Source organism: Nocardia sp. NPDC050412, from assembly GCF_044458825.1.
GTDB lineage: Bacteria > Actinomycetota > Actinomycetes > Mycobacteriales > Mycobacteriaceae > Nocardia.
This window is the reverse complement of record NZ_JBITIJ010000021.1, coordinates 1-16,301: the sequence shown is the minus strand read 5'-3', so window position 1 is coordinate 16,301 and position 16,301 is coordinate 1. Positions and strand designations below refer to the sequence as shown.

Sequence of the window (16,301 nt, the reverse complement as noted above, 5' to 3'; positions counted from 1 at the left end):
CGATCCGGCGGGAATCCCCGGATACGGGGCAAGAGCACGGCCGCTGCGGCCAGTCGCCTCCCAGTATTCTCGGCATCGTGGCAGGACGAGCAAAGGTGGATCCAACGGAACTACGAGCGGCCGTCGCGGCGGTCAGCGCGTGGCTGCGCGACGATTCGACGCCCGCACCCGCCCGGCCCGAACTCGCCGCCGCGGTCCGCGCCACCGTTCGCACCCTCGCCGCCGCCGCACCCGGCCACTCCGTCGAGGTCCGCGTCCCACCTTTCGTGGCCGTGCAGTGCATCGAGGGCCCGCGGCATACCAGGGGCACACCGCCGAATGTCGTCGAAACCGACCCGCGCACTTGGCTTTTGCTTGCCACCGGCCTCCTCGAATTCGACGTTGCGGTGGTATCGGGCGCGGTCAGCGCTTCCGGCAGCCGAGCTGGCGAAGTGGCCCACTGGCTGCCCATCACGCGTGCCACCGCAGACTGACGATCGTCCTGGCCAGTGCCCGCGAGAACTCCATTGGCTGAATGTGTCTGCTCGACGCGCCCCTGCTGGACTCCATCCTGGACGGCGACGAGGACGAGGGAACCAATGTCTTCGATCGAATCCTGGAAGTCATCATCACCAGTTGAAAGACTTCCCGCCCGAGAGGTCTTCCGCAGGGTAAGGGGATGCCCGGGATAGCCGTTCTCACAACAGGTTCCGGGATCCAGCCATCCCCACTGTGCCCACATTTTGCTCAGAGGAGGCGTGAATCCCGGTGAGGGATGCGAGGATTCGCAGGCTAAGGGTAGACGGTGTCGGCGGCCTGGGTCAGGCGGTCCAGCAGCGCGGTCCTGATGGCCGGGCGGGAGCCGAAGACCAGCGTGAAGGTCGCCTCACGCAGTGAGCGCTCGGCGAGGTTGCCGCGCGTGACGGCCGCGCTGCCGACTGCGGTCACCAGAGCCGACGCCGCGCGGACCGCGAGTTCGGAGGCGCGGGCGCGAGCCAGGTAGACATCCGACTGGCCGGTGAGCGCATCGTCGAGTTCGGTTCGGATGCGGGCGGCTTCGGCAGCCGAAGCGGTGGTGTCGATGCCGAGCCGCGTGAGTTCGCCGAGACAGCGCCGCACGATGCCGAGGGCCAGCGCGCCGTTGCGCCAGGCGGCCAGGATGAAGGAGGCGTTGAAACTGCGCAGCGAAATCCGGTTGTCCACAGCGGAATCGGGCACCTGGACGCCGTCGAAAGTGAGTGTCACGGTCTTGCTCGCGTCGGCGGCGATGAGCGGGAGCGGGGTGGCATGTACCGCGGGGCTCGGTTCGGCGGGCACCAGCACGCTGATCAGCGATCCCTCGTCGTCCGCATCGCGCGCCATCACGCCGAGGATGTCCACCAGACCCCACCCGGTGACGAACGGGGCGGTGCCGTCGAGGACATACCCACCGTCGACGCGACGCGCGATCAAGCCGGGTTGGTCGTTCGCGCCCGCGTAGCTCACACCCGCGCGTACCCGTCCGTGCCGCAGGTCCTCGGTAAGTCGTTCGCGCAGTTCGAGATTCGGTGAGGTGGCGACCCGGCGCGCGACCCCGAGATGCTGCGCCCAGACGAAGGTGGTCGTCAGGCATCCGGCGACCAGGATCTCACCGGCCTGGGTGAAGGTGGCGATATCCATATCGGCCCGCCTCGTCACCCGGCCACCATCCCTCATCGAATCGCTGCGGGATGCTGGATCCATGGTCGCGCCGTAGAACCCGTATTCGGCGAGCAGGTCGAAATGGGTGCCGGGAATTTCGCCGGTGCGGTCGACCGCGTCGGCCTGTGGTGCGAATATCTCATCGGCCAGATAGCGCGCGTGTTCGATCCACGAATTCACACCACCCATCTTGGTGCATGCCGCGAATCCGGTCGCAGTCGCCATGAGGCTCGCCTCAGCCGCGGGACAGATCGCGCCGATGCAGGCCCTTGTAGTCGTAGTACCGGGTGATGAAGGTGCCGAGCACCAGCCCGATCACGAGCCCGAGCACCGCCATCCACACCCCGCGTGCCAACCCCGCCGGGAAGTTCGCATCGAAGTAGAGAATGGCGCGCACACCGACGAACACCTGGTGCATCGGCTCGAATTTCGCCAGCCAGCCCAGATATTTCGGCGTCGCCTCGATCGGCACGGTGCCGCCCGAGGAGGGCAGCCCGAGAATGATGAACAGGATCAGGTTGATCAGCAAACCCGCCGAACCGACCGCTGCGAGGATGGACAACCCGGTGATCCCGACCGCCATGATGGCCAACGCGCTATAGAGAAACAGCGTGAGCGGATGATCGATCGGCATATCGAGCAGGCCGGCCACAGCGAGGAATACGCCCGCGACGATATTCGCGGTGATCACCATCACGCCCCATTTGATCAGCAGCGTATTGAACCGCGAGATCGGTGTGTACGGAAAATGCACGTACCACGGCCCGTATTCGGTGGGCACGAATCCGAGTGCGGCATCGATCATGGTGTGGATGGTCATCGAGCCGACCAGCCCGGCGAGCAGGAGTAGCAGCGCGTAGAAAAACGCCGTCAAACCCTGTCCGGTGCCGGATGGCAGCGGGCGGAACGGTGCGATGACGATGTGCAGCGGATCCGCGAGCGCCACCCGAGTCGCACCCGTCAACTCCGGCGCCGCCCCGCCACCAGGCGGCCTCAACTGCGCGTTCACCTGATCGGTCAGCTGCTTACCGACCTGCTCGTTCACTTGGGTCAGCGCCTGGGTGCCGATGGTCGTGACGATATTTGTGACGAACGCCCCACTGCGCGGATTCGTCTGCAACGTCAGCGTCGGGCGCTGGATATCACCGGGCACTACACTGCCCGCCCCGAGAATGCCGAGGCGCTTACTGAAATCGCTGGGAATCAGGATCGTGCCGTACACCGCACCGGACTGCATCTTCAGCTCGGCCTCGTTGATGCCGAACACCTGCAGATCGACCTTGTCCGCCGGAATGCCATGGCGCAGCGCATCGGTGATCTGTGTGCCGAAATTCACCTGCTGCCCGCCGACCGTATCGCCGACATCCTGATTGACCAAGGCGATCGGGAAGTCGTGCAGGTTCTTCTCCGGGTCGACGACGTAATCCAGATACATTGTGCCCAGCAGCGCCATGAACAGGGTCAATACGGCGATCGGGGCCAACCACATACGCGCGGTCAACCGTGTATCCGACCCACGGGTGCGTGCACGGTCCGAAGTCGTCACGGCTGGCACGGTAGCACCGTGCCGCACGGAAAAACGGCAGCGTCGCTCGGCGATTGCTGCGCCTCCCCGGTGGCGGTGATCGCGGCGCGTCATTCACCCGTAGAATGGCGATTGCCCCCAGCCCGCCCGAACAGGGAGCAAACGGTGACCAACGCCGAAATGCCGGTCGAAACTACCTCCGATCAGGTCGAGAACGAACCACGCGAAGAGTGTGGTGTGTTCGGAGTCTGGGCGCCGAGCGAGGACGTGGCCAAGCTCACGTACTACGGCTTGTATGCGCTGCAACACCGTGGCCAGGAAGCCGCGGGCATCGCCGTCTCCGACGGCTCACAAATTCTGGTCTTCAAGGATCTGGGACTGGTCAGCCAGGTATTCGACGAGCAGACGCTGGCTGCGATGCCGGGTCATATCGCCATCGGCCACTGTCGCTACTCCACCACCGGCTCCACCACCTGGGAGAATGCGCAGCCGATCTTCCGCACCACCTCGGTCGGTTCCGGACTTGCGTTGGGCCACAACGGAAATCTGGTCAACACCGCCGAATTGAGCGCGCGCGCACGCGAACTCGGGCTGATCGGTATGCCGCCGGTCTCCGGTGGTCGCCCCGCGCAGATCACCGCCACCTCCGACTCGGATGTGATGACCGCACTGCTCGCGCACGCCGCCGCGGATTCGAGCATCGAACAGGCCGCGATGAAACTGCTGCCGACGCTGAAGGGCGCGTTCTGCCTGACCTTCATGGACGAGCACACTCTCTACGCCGCGCGCGATCCGCACGGTGTTCGTCCGCTGTGCCTCGGTCGGCTCGAGCGTGGCTGGGTCGTAGCCAGTGAGACCGCCGCATTGGATATCGTCGGCGCCGCCTTCGTCCGGGAGATCGAGCCGGGCGAACTGCTGGCGATTGACGCCGATGGCGTGCGGTCCATGCGCTTCGCCAATCCCGAACCCAAGGGCTGTGTGTTCGAATACGTCTACCTGGCCCGGCCCGACAGCACCATTGCCGGTCGCTCGGTGCACGCTACCCGGGTGGAGATCGGCCGTCGCCTGGCCAAGGAACATCCGGTCGAGGCCGATCTGGTGATTCCGGTGCCGGAGTCCGGCACCCCCGCCGCGGTCGGTTACGCACAAGGTTCGGGTGTGCCCTACGGGCAGGGCCTGATGAAGAACGCCTACGTCGGGCGCACCTTCATCCAGCCGAGTCAGACCATCCGTCAGCTCGGTATCCGACTCAAGCTGAATCCGCTGCGCGAGGTGATCCGCGGTAAGCGGCTCATTGTGGTGGACGACTCCATCGTGCGCGGCAATACTCAGCGCGCGTTGATCCGGATGCTGCGCGAGGCGGGGGCGCTGGAGATCCACGTGCGGATCGCTTCGCCGCCGGTGAAGTGGCCGTGCTTCTATGGCATCGATTTCGCCTCGCGCGCGGAGTTGATCGCCAATGGCGCGGGCGCCGATGACAGTTACGACGACATGGTGGAAGCGGTGCGCCGCTCGATCGGCGCCGACACCCTCGGCTATATCTCGACCGAGGGCATGATCGCCGCCACCGAGCAGCCGCGCTCGCGGCTGTGTTGTGCCTGCTTCGACGGCGATTACCCGATTCCGCTGCCCACCGAGGCGGCCATCGGCAAGAACGTGCTCGAGGGCATGCTCACCGGCCAGTCCGAGGCAATGTTGTTGAGCGAGAACGCGAATGCGAGCGCGTTGAGCCGTCCCTGACGAAAGACGATCGACGAACCCCTCGGCAGCAGCCGAGGGGTTCGATCGTGTTCGGACCTAGTCCCGAGTCTATGTCCGCCGGTGTGCTGTGGCCTACTCGAGACGCCTTCGGGCCGATTTCGGAGTGAACCTGGTCATTCGTCCGGTGATCCGGCCTTACCCGTGCACCATGCGCAACGTCGGCTAACACCCTCGTGATTTTTTCTTTGAAAACGCAACATCCCAGAAATGGATCGTGGGTACGGTGCCCGACATATCGGAAGTTCACCGTGCCCGCCGCGGTCCTGTGATCCAGCACATGCGGTGTGGCGCGCTCGAGAAGTGGGGCCTGATGATGAGGGTTTCGAAGAAGCCTGGGCGAGGGAACCGGACGCGACGAATCGCGGCGGTCGGGATGGCGGCGCTGGCCGTGTCCGCGATCGCGGGATGCGGTTCGGGGCGTACCGGTGGGGGTGGTGACGGGGCAGGTTTGGTGGCGGGCACCACAGACAAGATCTTCTCGCTCGACCCGGCGGCCGCCTACGACAACGGTTCGCTGCTGGTCGAAACCCAGATCTATTCGTATCTGCTGAATTTCGCGCCCGGCGATGCCACCCCTAAGCCGGACGCCGCGGACAAGTGTGACTTCAGCTCTCCGACGGTATACACCTGCAAGCTGAAGTCGGGGCTGAAGTTCGCCAACGGCAACCCGTTGACCGCCAAGAGCGTCAAGTTCTCCTTCGATCGGATGCAGGGCATCAACGACCCGAACGGTCCCGCCTCGCTGCTCGGCAATCTCGAGAAAACCGAGGCCGTCGACGACCTGACGGTGAACTTCACATTGAAGGTCGCCAACGATCAGACCTTCCCCGCGATCCTGCCGACCCAGGCCGGTCCGATCGTGGACGAGAAGGTCTTCCCGGCCGACAAGGTGCTGCCGGATGAGGACGTAGTGAAGAACAAGGGCTACTCGGGCCCGTATACGATCGCCAGCTACGACAAGAACAAGCTGGTCGAGTACCAGGCGTACCCGGACTACAAGGGCATCCTCGGCACACCGAAAACCGCGCAGGTCTCCACCAAGTACTACGCGACCTCCGACAATATGAAGCTCGATCTGCAGAGCGGTGCGCTCGATGTCGCGTACCGATCCTTCACGCCGACCGATATCGAATCGCTGCGCAAGGACAGCAAGGTCACGGTGGCGGACGGGCCCGGCGGCGAGCTGCGCTACATCGTCTTCAATTTGAACACCATGCCGGGTGGTACCCCGGAGCAGAAGCTGGCGGTGCGCAAGGCCATCGCCTCGTCGATCGACCGGCCCGCGCTGGCCGAAGGTGTCTACAAGAACACCTATCAGCCCGCGTACGGCTATGTGCCGCAAGGCATGCCGGGTGCGGCCGAGCCGCTGAAAGATCTCTATGGTGCCAAGCCCAATAAGGACGCGGCGGCGAAATTCCTCTCCGGCGCCGGCGTCGCGGCACCGGTGGAACTGAACCTGCAGTACAACCCCGATCACTACGGTTCGAGCAGCTCCGAGGAGTATGCGGCGATCAAATCGCAACTGGAGTCGACCGGGCTGTTCAAGGTGAATCTGCAATCCACCGAATGGGTTACCTACCAGAAGGAACGGGCCCGCGACGGTTACCCGCTCTATCACTTCGGCTGGTTCCCGGACTACCCGGACGCCGATGACTACCTGACCCCGTTCTTCGCGCCCAACAACTTCCTGCAGTCGCACTTCGAGGATCCGAAGATCACCGCGCAGCTCACCGCGGAGACGACCGAGCAGGACAAGACCAAGCGCATCAAGCTGATCGAGGACGTGCAGAAGGATCTCGCGCAGAACTACCTGCCGACCCTGCCGCTGCTGTCCGGTAAGCAGATCGCGGTGTCGAATCCGAGCGTCAAGGGTGTTTCGGACACACTCGACGCGTCGTTCAAGTTCCGATACACGGTGCTGAGCAAGTGACATCCGGCGAAGCCGGGCCCGAAGCTGTTGCCACCGCTGACAAGCGGGGACCGGTTCGGGCCCGGCGCTTCGGGCTGCCTAGGGTTGGGAAGTCGAGTGGGGATTCCCGACAGCTGGCGTTGTTGCGGTACTTGGTGATTCGACTGTTGTTGATTCTGCCGACGGCGTGGATCCTGGTCACCGTCGTGTTCTTCCTGATGCGGGTGATCGGCGATCCGATCAGCGCCGCGATGGGCGGACGGATGACCCAGGAACAGATCGAAGTGCGCAAGGAGGCGGCCGGTTTGAACCGGCCGATCCTGACCCAGTATTGGGAGTACATCTCCGGGCTGATGCACGGGGATTTCGGTCACTCCCAGGACAATCGGCAGATCAGCGAGGTGGTGACCACCTACGGCGCGGCCACCCTGGAACTGGTGTTCTGGGCGCTGCTCGTCGCCTTCGCGGTCGGCGTGCCGCTCGGCAGATACGCTGCGACACATCGTGATTCGACGGCCGACGCCGGGCTGCGGTTATTCGCCATCCTGGCCTACGCGGCGCCGGTCTTCTTCGTCGGTCTGCTGCTGAAGCTGATCTTCGCGGTGAAACTGGAGTGGCTACCGGTCGCCGGCCGGGCGAGCACTCCCGTCGAACTGCAACTGCAGCATGTCTCACCGAAGACCAACATCATGGTGGTCGACGCAATCCTGTACGGGGACAACAGTTATCTGATCGATGTGCTGAAGCACGCGATATTGCCCGCGGTGGCGCTCGGTCTGTTGACGGCGGGCATCTTCTTGCGCCTGGTGCGCGTCAATCTGATCCAGACACTGCGCAGCGAGTTCGTGGACGCCGCACGGGCCCGCGGACTTTCGGCACGGGTGGTGACGGGACGACATGCCGTGCGCAACGCGATGATTCCGATCATCACGGTGATGGGCATGTATATCGCGACGATGCTCGGCGGCGCGGTGCTCACCGAGACCACCTTCGAATGGAAGGGGTTGGGTTATCAACTCGCGGAATACCTGCATCAGCGCGATTTCATCGCGGTGCAGGGGATTGTCGCGTTCCTGGCGCTGGCCGTCGCGGTCATCAGCTTCCTGGTGGATGTTGTTGTCGCGCTGATCGATCCGAGGGTGAGGTTCTGATGACCGCTCCGGAATTGGCGAACGAACCACTGGTGATGCCGCCGGTGCCGCCGACCAGGCGCAGGCGGATTCCCGGATTGCGGCTGTTCACCATGACCGCTGGATTGCAGCGGGTGACGTTGATCGTCGGACTCGGCCTCGTCGCGGTATTCGTATTCGTGGCGATCTTCGCTCCGCTGATCGCACCGTACGGGCTGGCCCAGAACTCTTCGGACGGTGTCGGCTTCGTCGCACAGCAACCGCCATCGGGTCAGCATTGGTTCGGCACATCGGTGCGCAGCGAGGATGTACTGTCCCGGGTGATCTTCGGTGCCCGTACCGCGCTGCTGGTGATCGCGATCTCGCTGGTGATGTCGCTGGTCGTCGGGGTACCGCTGGGTTTGGTGTCCGGGTACATCGGACGCGCCCTGGACCGGGTGCTCGTACTGTTCATGGACGCCATCTACGCGTTCCCGACTCTGCTGCTCGCGATCGTCGTCTCCATCGTGGTCGCGGGTGGGCAGTCGAGCAGTTTCGGCGGCGTGCTGTCGGCCGCCGTCGCGATCACGGCGATCTATGTGCCGCAATACTTTCGGGTGGTTCGCAATGCGACCGTCGCGGTGAAGAACGAACCGTATGTGGACGCGGCCAGGGTCACCGGTGCCTCCACCACGCGAATCATGTTCCGGCACATCCTCGCCAACGTCACCCAGTCGCTGCCGGTGATCGTCACCCTCAATGCCGGCGATGCGATCCTGACGCTGGCCGCGCTCGGCTTCCTCGGTTTCGGTATCGAACCGACCCAGGCCGCCGAATGGGGTTACGACCTCAATAAGGCGCTTTCCGATGTGTCCAATGGCATTTGGTGGACGGGCATCTTCCCCGGTACGGCCATTGTGCTGGTGGTGCTCGGACTGACGCTGGTCGGCGAGAGCCTGAACGAGGTGCTCAATCCATTGCTGCGCACGCGCCGTGCCCTGAGCCCGGCCACCGTCACCGGCGACACGCTGAGCGCCGCAGGTGCCGACCTCGAAAATGGCCCTCCCGCAGCGGAACTCACCGCAGCGGAACTCGACCTCGTCATTGGGGCCGAAGAGGAGAGCAACGAAAAGGGCAGCGCCGAAAAGGGCAGCGTCGAAAAGGGCAGCGTCGAAAAGGGCAGCGTCGAAATGGACGGCATCCCAGAGGACAGCGCCGAACAGGACGTCACTCCAGAAAGTTGCGCCGGAAAGGGCAGTGCCGCAGAGGGCGGCGCCGAAAAGGGCAGCGCCGAAAAGGGCAGCGGCCCAGTCGAAAACACGGAGGGACCAGCGCGATGACGCAAACGTCAACCGAGACCAAGCGCCCGGCACTGTCCATCGAGTCGCTGTCGGTCACCTTCGCCACCGACGCCGGTCCCGTATACGCGGTCAGCAATGTCTCCTACGAGGTATTCCCCGGCGAGGTGCTGGCCATCGTCGGGGAATCCGGCTCGGGCAAATCGGTGAGTTCGCGCACCGCGATCGGGCTGCTGCCGAATACCGCGCGGGTCGAGGGACTGGTCACCCTCGGTGCGGACAAAGTCACCTCGATGAGCGAGCGGCAGCTCACCGCACTGCGCGGCGGCGCGATCTCGATGATCTTCCAGGAGCCGGGACGAGCACTCGACCCGCTGTTCACGGTGGGCTATCAGATCGCCGAGGCACTGCGGGCGCATAGCGATATGAGCCGCAAGGCCGCCAAGACCAGAGCGATCGAATTGCTGCGCATGGTCGGCCTGCCCGATCCGGAGCATCGGGTGGACTACTACCCGCATCAGCTCTCCGGTGGTCAGAAGCAGCGCGTGATGATCGCGATCGCGATTTCCTGTGAGCCGAAGGTGATCATCGCCGACGAACCGACCACCGCACTCGATGTCACCGTGCAGGCCGAAATCCTGGAGCTGCTGCGCGATCTGCGCGATCGCATCGGTAGCGCCATCGTGCTGATCACACACAACATGGGCGTGGTCGCCGATATCGCCGACCGGGTGGTGGTCATGCGCGACGGCAAGGTGGTCGAGCAGGCGCCGGTGGACGAGCTGTTCACGGCTCCGAAGCAGGAGTACACCCGCAAACTCCTCGCCGCCGTACCACATTTGGGCACCGAGCAGTTGGAACACGGTGCCGTCGAGGATGTCGCCGCCGCCGAGCCGGTGCTCGAGGTAACCGATCTGGTGGTGCAATTTCCCGGACCGTTCGGCCGACCGCCGTTCCGCGCGGTGGACAACGTGAGTCTGTCCATTCGGCCCGGCGAAACGCTTGGCTTGGTCGGCGAATCCGGTTCCGGGAAGTCGACCATCGGCCGCTGCGTCGCCGCCTTGCAGCGCCCGACCTCGGGACTGGTCAAAGTGCGTGGACAAAACATCGCGGATCTGTCCCAGCGGCAGCTGCGGCCGATTCGCCGCCGCTTCGGATTCGTCTTCCAGGATCCGGCAAGTTCGCTGAATCCGCGGCTCACCGTCGGCGACTGCGTGGCGGAACCGCTGATCGTGCACAAGGCGGGCAGTTCCGCGGAGATCCGGGCGCGGGTCCGCAAACTCCTCGATGACGTGCAGCTGCCCGCGGGCACCGAACGCCGCTATCCGCACGAACTGTCCGGTGGTCAACGTCAGCGCGCCAGCCTGGCCAGAGCGCTGGTCCTCGACCCGGACCTGCTGGTCGCCGACGAGCCGACCAGCGCACTGGACGTCTCGGTGCAGGCGGCGGTGCTGGAGCTGTTCGGACAGCTGCAGCAGGAGTGCGGCTGGGCCTGCCTGTTCATCAGCCACGATCTGGCGGTCGTCGACCAGCTGGCCGATCGGATCGTGGTCCTGCGCAATGGCGCGGTGGTCGAGCAGGGTGATCGTGATCGCATTCTGCGCCGACCGGAGCAGGAGTACACCCAGCGGCTGGTCGCCGCGGTCCCGGTGCCCGATCCGGTAGAGCAGCGACGGCGTCGCGCGCAATCCGCTGCTCTGTTCGCCACCGGACACGCCGAGTAATCGGCATCGGGGGAGCCGTTCGGCGCTATGTCCGCTGCAAGCTTGTTATCCGACTCCGGTAGCGTGAGCTGGCATCTATCCGCCGATTCGGTTTGGAGCTTTCCCCGAAAATGACTGAACAGAGCCCCAGTGGTGCCGGTGCCTCGTACGCCGCAGCCGGCGTGGACATCGAGGCAGGTGACCGCGCAGTCGAGTTGTTCGGGCCATTGGCGAAGAAGGCCAGCCGACCCGAGGTGCAGGGTGGGCTCGGCGGCTTCGCCGGTCTGTTCGCACTGAAGGGTGGCTACCGCGAGCCATTGCTCGCGGCCTCCACCGACGGGGTCGGCACCAAGATCGCGATCGCCCAGGCGATGGACAAGCACGACACCGTCGGCCTCGACCTGGTCGCCATGGTGGTGGACGATCTGGTGGTCTGTGGCGCCGAGCCGCTGTTCCTGCAGGACTACATTGCCATCGGCAAGGTCGTCCCGGAGAAGGTGGCCGAACTGGTCTCCGGTATCGCGGAGGGCTGCGTGCGGGCGGGCTGCGCACTGCTCGGCGGTGAGACCGCCGAACATCCCGGCCTGATGGATCCCGACGACTACGACCTGTCCGCGACCGGTGTCGGCGTTGTCGAGGCTGATTCGGTGCTCGGTCCCGACCGGGTGCGTCCCGGCGATGTGGTGATCGCCATGGGCTCTTCGGGACTGCACTCCAACGGCTACAGCCTGGCCCGCAAGGTGCTGCTCGATATCGACCGGATGTCGCTGACCGGCCATATCGAGGAGTTCGGCCGCACCCTCGGTGAGGAGCTGCTCGAGCCGACGGTCATCTACGCCAAGGACTGCCTGGCACTGATCGCCGAAACCGATGTGCGCACCTTCGCACACGTCACCGGCGGTGGCTTGGCGGCGAATCTGGGCCGGGTGATCCCCGCGGGCATGGTCGCCGAGCTGGATCGTGGCACCTGGAATCCAGCGCCGGTATTCAAGATGATCGCCCAGCGCGGCCGGGTCGATCGGGTCGAGATGGAGAAGACCTTCAATATGGGCGTCGGCATGGTTGCTGTGGTGGCGCCCGAGGACGTCGACCGGGCCCTGGCTGTGCTGACGGCACGCCACATCGCCTGCTGGACCCTCGGCACCGTCAAGAAGGCCAAGGATGCCGACGCGCTCCGCGCCGTATTGGTCGGCGAGCACCCGCGCTTCTGAGTCTGATTTGCAGCGCCTGCGGCGCTGTGTGTGCTCTGTCTAATGGCCGCGCCTGCGGCGCGGCGTGTTCGCGGCCCCCTGGTGTCTCGCGTCCGAGTCGTCGAGACTCGCGACTTCGTCGCATGCGCTTCGACGACTCGGACGCGAGACGGGCCGCGAACGGGTCGCTCGTAAGACTCGCTCCGTGGTGGTCGCTGATGGCGGGGCGTTCGGCGCCTGATGGACACGCGCCAGGCGAGCGGGCCCCGTGCCTGTGTCGCATGCGCTTCGACGGCTCGGACGCGAGACGGGCCGCGAACGGGTCGCTCGTAAGACTCGCGCATTGTGGTTCCGTTCGTCGCGCACGGAAATTCACAACAGCGTCCCGCATCGTCGGATGCGGGACGCTGTTGTTGTGCAAGCCTCGAATGGTTAGTCCGGTCACGCGGCGTCAACGGGTGAAGGGGGAGGCCCGTCGGCCTCCCCCTTCGTCGTCTACCGAGTCAGCGGCGCCAGTCTTTGTAGTCGTCGTCCTCGTCCCAGCGGGATGAGGATTCGTCCGCGTCGTGCTCATCGGACAGCACACCACTCCGATGGGAGGTGGGGCTACCCGAAAGCTCGCGCTGAAGGCTCGCGAAGTCAGTCGGCGCGGAGCTGTACTTGAGCTCGCGTGCGACTTTGGTCTGCTTTGCCTTAGCCCGGCCACGGCCCATGGCTGACCCCCTCGCGTCACTGCGGGGCGGCCTGGGGTTTGTTGGCGGCCCCGTTCGAATTAATACTCTTCCTGACAGACACTTTAGCGTGTGTCCGGCAGTCGCGCTTCCAGGAGTGGGGGAACAACTCCGGAAGTGGTGCCGTTTGCCCGGTTGTCGCCGTCGGGCCGCGCCCTCAGATGACCCCGGGAATCGCTCGGATGACCCCGACCCTGGTGCCGCCGCCGAGCACCGGCGGCGCCGCGAGTTCGGCGTGCGCGGTGGTCCATTCGATGCCCATGCGATGCAGAATGGCCAGCGTCAGGGGGATTCGCGCGCGGTCGTGACCATCGGCGATCTTGTACGCGAAGGCCGTTCCGTCCGGTAGCGCGCCCGCGTGCACACCGTCCGCGCCGATCTTGCAGACCAGGTCGGGGGTGGCCTGCATGGTCAATAAATCGGGTGCGTTCGTGCCGGAAATCACTCGCGGGTTGGCGCGAATCGCATCGGCGACGCGCCGCTGCGGTGAGCCGGGCGCGGCGGTAGCCATGGCCGCGAAGGCCCGGGCCAGATTCACCAGTGAGACCGGGATGATCGGCAGTCCGCAGCCATCGATGCCGAGGTCCGTTTCGGGTTCGCCGGTGAGGTCGGTAATGGTGGCGATCACCGCCTGTTGCAGCGGATGTGCCTGGTCCAGGTAGCCCTCGGTGGGCCAGCCGTTGACGGCGCAGGTGGCGAGCATGGCCGCGTGCTTACCGGAACAGTTCATGTACACGCGGCGGGATTCGGGCGCCTCGGTCCGTGCGCGCTCATCCTGCGGCAGGTCGGGCGGGCATTCCAGGGCCTTCTCGTCGAAGCCGAAACGGTCGAGCAGACGCTCGACCAAGGCGACGTGATCGGGTTCGCCGTAGTGCGAGGCGGTCGCGATGGCCAACTCGGCATCGTCGAGTGGTTCGAAGCCGTTGCGCAGCAGGGTGATTGCCTGCATGGGCTTATTGGTGGAGCGCGGGAAGATCGGGACGTGCACCTCGCCGAGCGCAAGGGTCGGTTCACCGTCGGCGCCGAGGATCACCACCGAACCGCTGTGCACGCATTCGCGGAAGCCGGAGCGGACCACCTCGACCAGTTCGACGGTCATAGCTCGGCTCCTGTCGGTTCGACGTGCTGCTCGCGGGCGCTCGTCACACGGCCCCGGTGCTCGCCCGCGGTTGCCGCGTCGACCTGATGCCGGCGGGTGCCTGCCGCATCGAGCTGCTGGGAGGTGCCTGCGGCGTTGGCCCGGTGCTCGCGCGCGTTCGCCACATCGATCCGCCGCTCGCGGGCGCGGGTGGCATTGGTGTGGCGGCGGCCATGGCGCTCGATCTGCATGCGCACATCATCGGAGATGGTCGGTTCGTTCGCGAGCAGAATGGCCAGGAGATCGGGATCGTCGCCGGTGAACAGGTCGCGGACAGTGATGCCGTGCTCGGGCGTGTGCACAATGCGAACTTCGTCGCCTGCGCCGATCGTGCCCTCGGTGAGAACGCGCAGGTAGGCGCCGGTATCGCTGCGCAGCGTGAATCGCTTGACCCATTGGGACTCACCGGACCAGTGCTGGAAGGTCGAGCACGGCACGCGGGGTGCGCTCACCTCGAGCAGGGTGTCACCGATGGTCCAGCGCGCACCGATCACCGCATCGCTGACCGGCAGCCCGCAGATGCGCAGATTCTCGCCGAACCAACCCGCGGGCAGTTCGCGGCCGAGTTCCTCGCCCCAGCGCCGAGCGTCCTCCTCGGCGTAGGCGTAGACGGCCTGATGTACGCCGCCGTGATTCTTGGTGTCGCATACGTAATCGCCGTCGAGACCGTGGGCACGCGCGGCGACGCGATGGGGAATGGGTCGCTTGTCGATGGCCGTGCGGCCGACGCGGGTCGGCACCTCCGACTCGGCATGGACGACGCACACGGCAAGCACCCGAGCGCTATCGGACTGCATCAACGGCCACGCAACCGGTCGACGGCGATCCGACCCGCCTGGGGCGCCTCGTCGGATGGGACCGAATCCGGATCGATGGCGGCAGCGGTCGGGCCCGCTATCAGTTCGGTGTCGGTCGGGATGGTCCGTTTGATCAAAGCCAGTGCGATGGGACCGAATTCGTAGTGATCGATGACGGTGCCGAGTCGCCCGACGGCGCGACCGCCTGCGGTTACGTCCGTGCCGGTGGTCGGGCGCTCGTCGGCGGAACCGTCGAGGTGCAGCAGCACCAGGTGGCGCGGCGGCTTGCCCAGGTTGTGCACTCGGGCCACGGTTTCCTGCCCCCGGTAGCAGCCCTTGTCCAGGTGCACCGCACCGTGTTCGGCGATGCCGCCGATCCAGCGGGCCTCGTGCGGGATGGTCCGTTCGTCGGTGTCGAGTCCGATCCTGGGGCGCACCGACGCGACGCGCAGTGCCTCGAAGGCCCACATGCCCGCGGGTTCGGCGCCCGCCGCGGTGAGGCGGGCCCAGCGGTCGGCGAGTTGGTCGCGCGGGATGACCAGATCGAAGGAGTCCGCGGTCGGCCACGGCATGCGGCGCAGGAACCCACCGTCCGGCAGTGGCACCGCGTCGTAGGTCTCCGGGAGAGTGGAAATGCCGAGCGCTTCGGTCAATTCGGTAGTGCGCGGGCCGAGCAGGCTCAGCACCGCGTGATCGGCGGCCTCGACCGGTTTGGCATCGGCCCAGAAGACCATCTTCGTCAGGAACTCCAGCAGCGCAGATCCGTGCTCGCCCTCGGTGTCGATCCACACGGTGCCGTCGAGTTCGGTCAGCACGAAGTGGTGCAGCACCCGGCCGTTGAGATCGAGGTCCAGGTTCTCGGCGGACCGACCGTCGCCGAGGCTCGCGATGTGCTGGCTGCTGATGGTGTGCAACCAGGTCAGCCGCTCGGCCCCGGTAATTTTCAGGACGAAGCGATGCGACCTGTCGACGATCGCCACCCGCTCCGCGGCGGCGCGTTGCTCTCGGAAGGGATCCCCGTAATGCCAAGCGACAGCGGCATCCGGCGAACCGGCCGCGCCCGCGACGGCGCCCGGGACAGCGAGGATAGGACTGGGTGTGACGAGCACGGACACGTAAACCACTCTAAGCGCGAACCTTATTGCTCGCTTTCAGCGGCCTGTCCAGTCGTGCACGCCGTCTACTTCTCCGCGACCACCGGAGCGAGTCTTACGAGCGAGGAGTTCGTGGTCTGTCTCGCTTCTGAGTTGTCGAAGCGCAGGCAACGAAGTCGCGAGTCTCGCCTTCCGGCACGCGTGCATCAGGTGCCGAACGCCCTGCCATCACCGACCCCAACGGAGCGAGTCTTACGAGCGACCCGTTCGCGGCCCGTCTCGCGTCCGAGCCGTCGAAGCGCAGGCAACGAAGTCGCGAGTCTCGCCTTCCGGCACGCGTGCATCAGGTGCCGAACGCCCTGCCATCACCGACCCCAACGGAGCGAG

General features: G+C 65.6%; 11 protein-coding genes and 2 pseudogenes. 7 read left to right on the top strand and 6 right to left on the bottom strand.

The window, feature by feature from the left end; genetic code table 11:
• Positions 1-77: 77 nt before the first annotated feature.
• Positions 78-473, top strand: a complete 396-nt coding sequence (locus ACIBI6_RS36835; protein ID WP_396959579.1) for a sterol carrier family protein — start codon at positions 78-80, stop codon at positions 471-473.
• 298 nt (positions 474-771) lie between these two features.
• Here ACIBI6_RS36835 and ACIBI6_RS36830 read toward each other — a convergent pair whose 3' ends face one another.
• Positions 772-1,884: an acyl-CoA dehydrogenase family protein gene (locus ACIBI6_RS36830; RefSeq protein WP_364358446.1), complete on the bottom strand. Its 1,113-nt coding sequence runs from the start codon at positions 1,882-1,884 to the stop codon at positions 772-774.
• Between the two features lie 10 nt (positions 1,885-1,894).
• Positions 1,895-3,148: an ABC transporter permease gene (locus ACIBI6_RS36825; RefSeq protein ID WP_364358540.1), complete on the bottom strand. Its 1,254-nt coding sequence runs from the start codon at positions 3,146-3,148 to the stop codon at positions 1,895-1,897.
• Positions 3,149-3,364: 216 nt separating this feature from the next.
• Between ACIBI6_RS36825 and purF the strand changes: the two genes are divergently transcribed.
• The 6 genes and pseudogenes from purF to purM all read left to right on the top strand — a co-directional run bounded on the left by purF (position 3,365) and on the right by purM (position 12,175).
• Complete coding sequence (gene purF, locus ACIBI6_RS36820; RefSeq protein WP_364358537.1) at positions 3,365-4,924, top strand: amidophosphoribosyltransferase; 1,560 nt, start codon at positions 3,365-3,367, stop codon at positions 4,922-4,924.
• Between the two features lie 394 nt (positions 4,925-5,318).
• Positions 5,319-6,875 (top strand): ABC transporter substrate-binding protein, encoded by a 1,557-nt coding sequence (locus tag ACIBI6_RS36815; RefSeq protein WP_364358443.1) that lies wholly within the window; start codon positions 5,319-5,321, stop codon positions 6,873-6,875.
• A gap of 119 nt (positions 6,876-6,994) precedes the next feature.
• Positions 6,995-8,005, top strand: coding sequence for an ABC transporter permease (locus ACIBI6_RS36810; protein WP_364358534.1), 1,011 nt, complete (start codon positions 6,995-6,997; stop codon positions 8,003-8,005).
• Positions 8,006-8,040: 35 nt separating this feature from the next.
• Positions 8,041-8,958, top strand: a pseudogene (locus ACIBI6_RS36805) (ABC transporter permease); the annotation flags it as partial.
• Positions 8,959-9,299: 341 nt separating this feature from the next.
• A complete protein-coding gene (locus ACIBI6_RS36800; RefSeq protein ID WP_364358440.1) occupies positions 9,300-10,985 on the top strand; it encodes an ABC transporter ATP-binding protein in 1,686 nt (561 codons plus the stop codon).
• A 110-nt stretch (positions 10,986-11,095) separates the two neighbouring features.
• Complete coding sequence (purM, locus tag ACIBI6_RS36795) at positions 11,096-12,175, top strand: phosphoribosylformylglycinamidine cyclo-ligase (protein ID WP_364358437.1); 1,080 nt, start codon at positions 11,096-11,098, stop codon at positions 12,173-12,175.
• A gap of 482 nt (positions 12,176-12,657) precedes the next feature.
• Here the strand turns inward: purM and ACIBI6_RS36790 are convergent, their stop codons facing one another.
• The 4 genes and pseudogenes from ACIBI6_RS36790 to ACIBI6_RS36775 form a co-directional block, all read right to left on the bottom strand.
• Positions 12,658-12,867: a DUF3073 domain-containing protein gene (locus ACIBI6_RS36790; RefSeq protein ID WP_062988356.1), complete on the bottom strand. Its 210-nt coding sequence runs from the start codon at positions 12,865-12,867 to the stop codon at positions 12,658-12,660.
• Between the two features lie 175 nt (positions 12,868-13,042).
• Positions 13,043-13,984, bottom strand: coding sequence for an asparaginase (locus ACIBI6_RS36785; protein WP_396959575.1), 942 nt, complete (start codon positions 13,982-13,984; stop codon positions 13,043-13,045).
• Between the two features lie 200 nt (positions 13,985-14,184).
• Positions 14,185-14,820 (bottom strand): annotated as a pseudogene (locus ACIBI6_RS36780) (MOSC domain-containing protein); the annotation flags it as partial.
• Positions 14,820-15,935: a YgfZ/GcvT domain-containing protein gene (locus ACIBI6_RS36775; RefSeq protein ID WP_396959573.1), complete on the bottom strand. Its 1,116-nt coding sequence runs from the start codon at positions 15,933-15,935 to the stop codon at positions 14,820-14,822. The pseudogene ACIBI6_RS36780 and the gene ACIBI6_RS36775, both read right to left, overlap by 1 nt.
• Positions 15,936-16,301 lie beyond the last annotated feature (366 nt).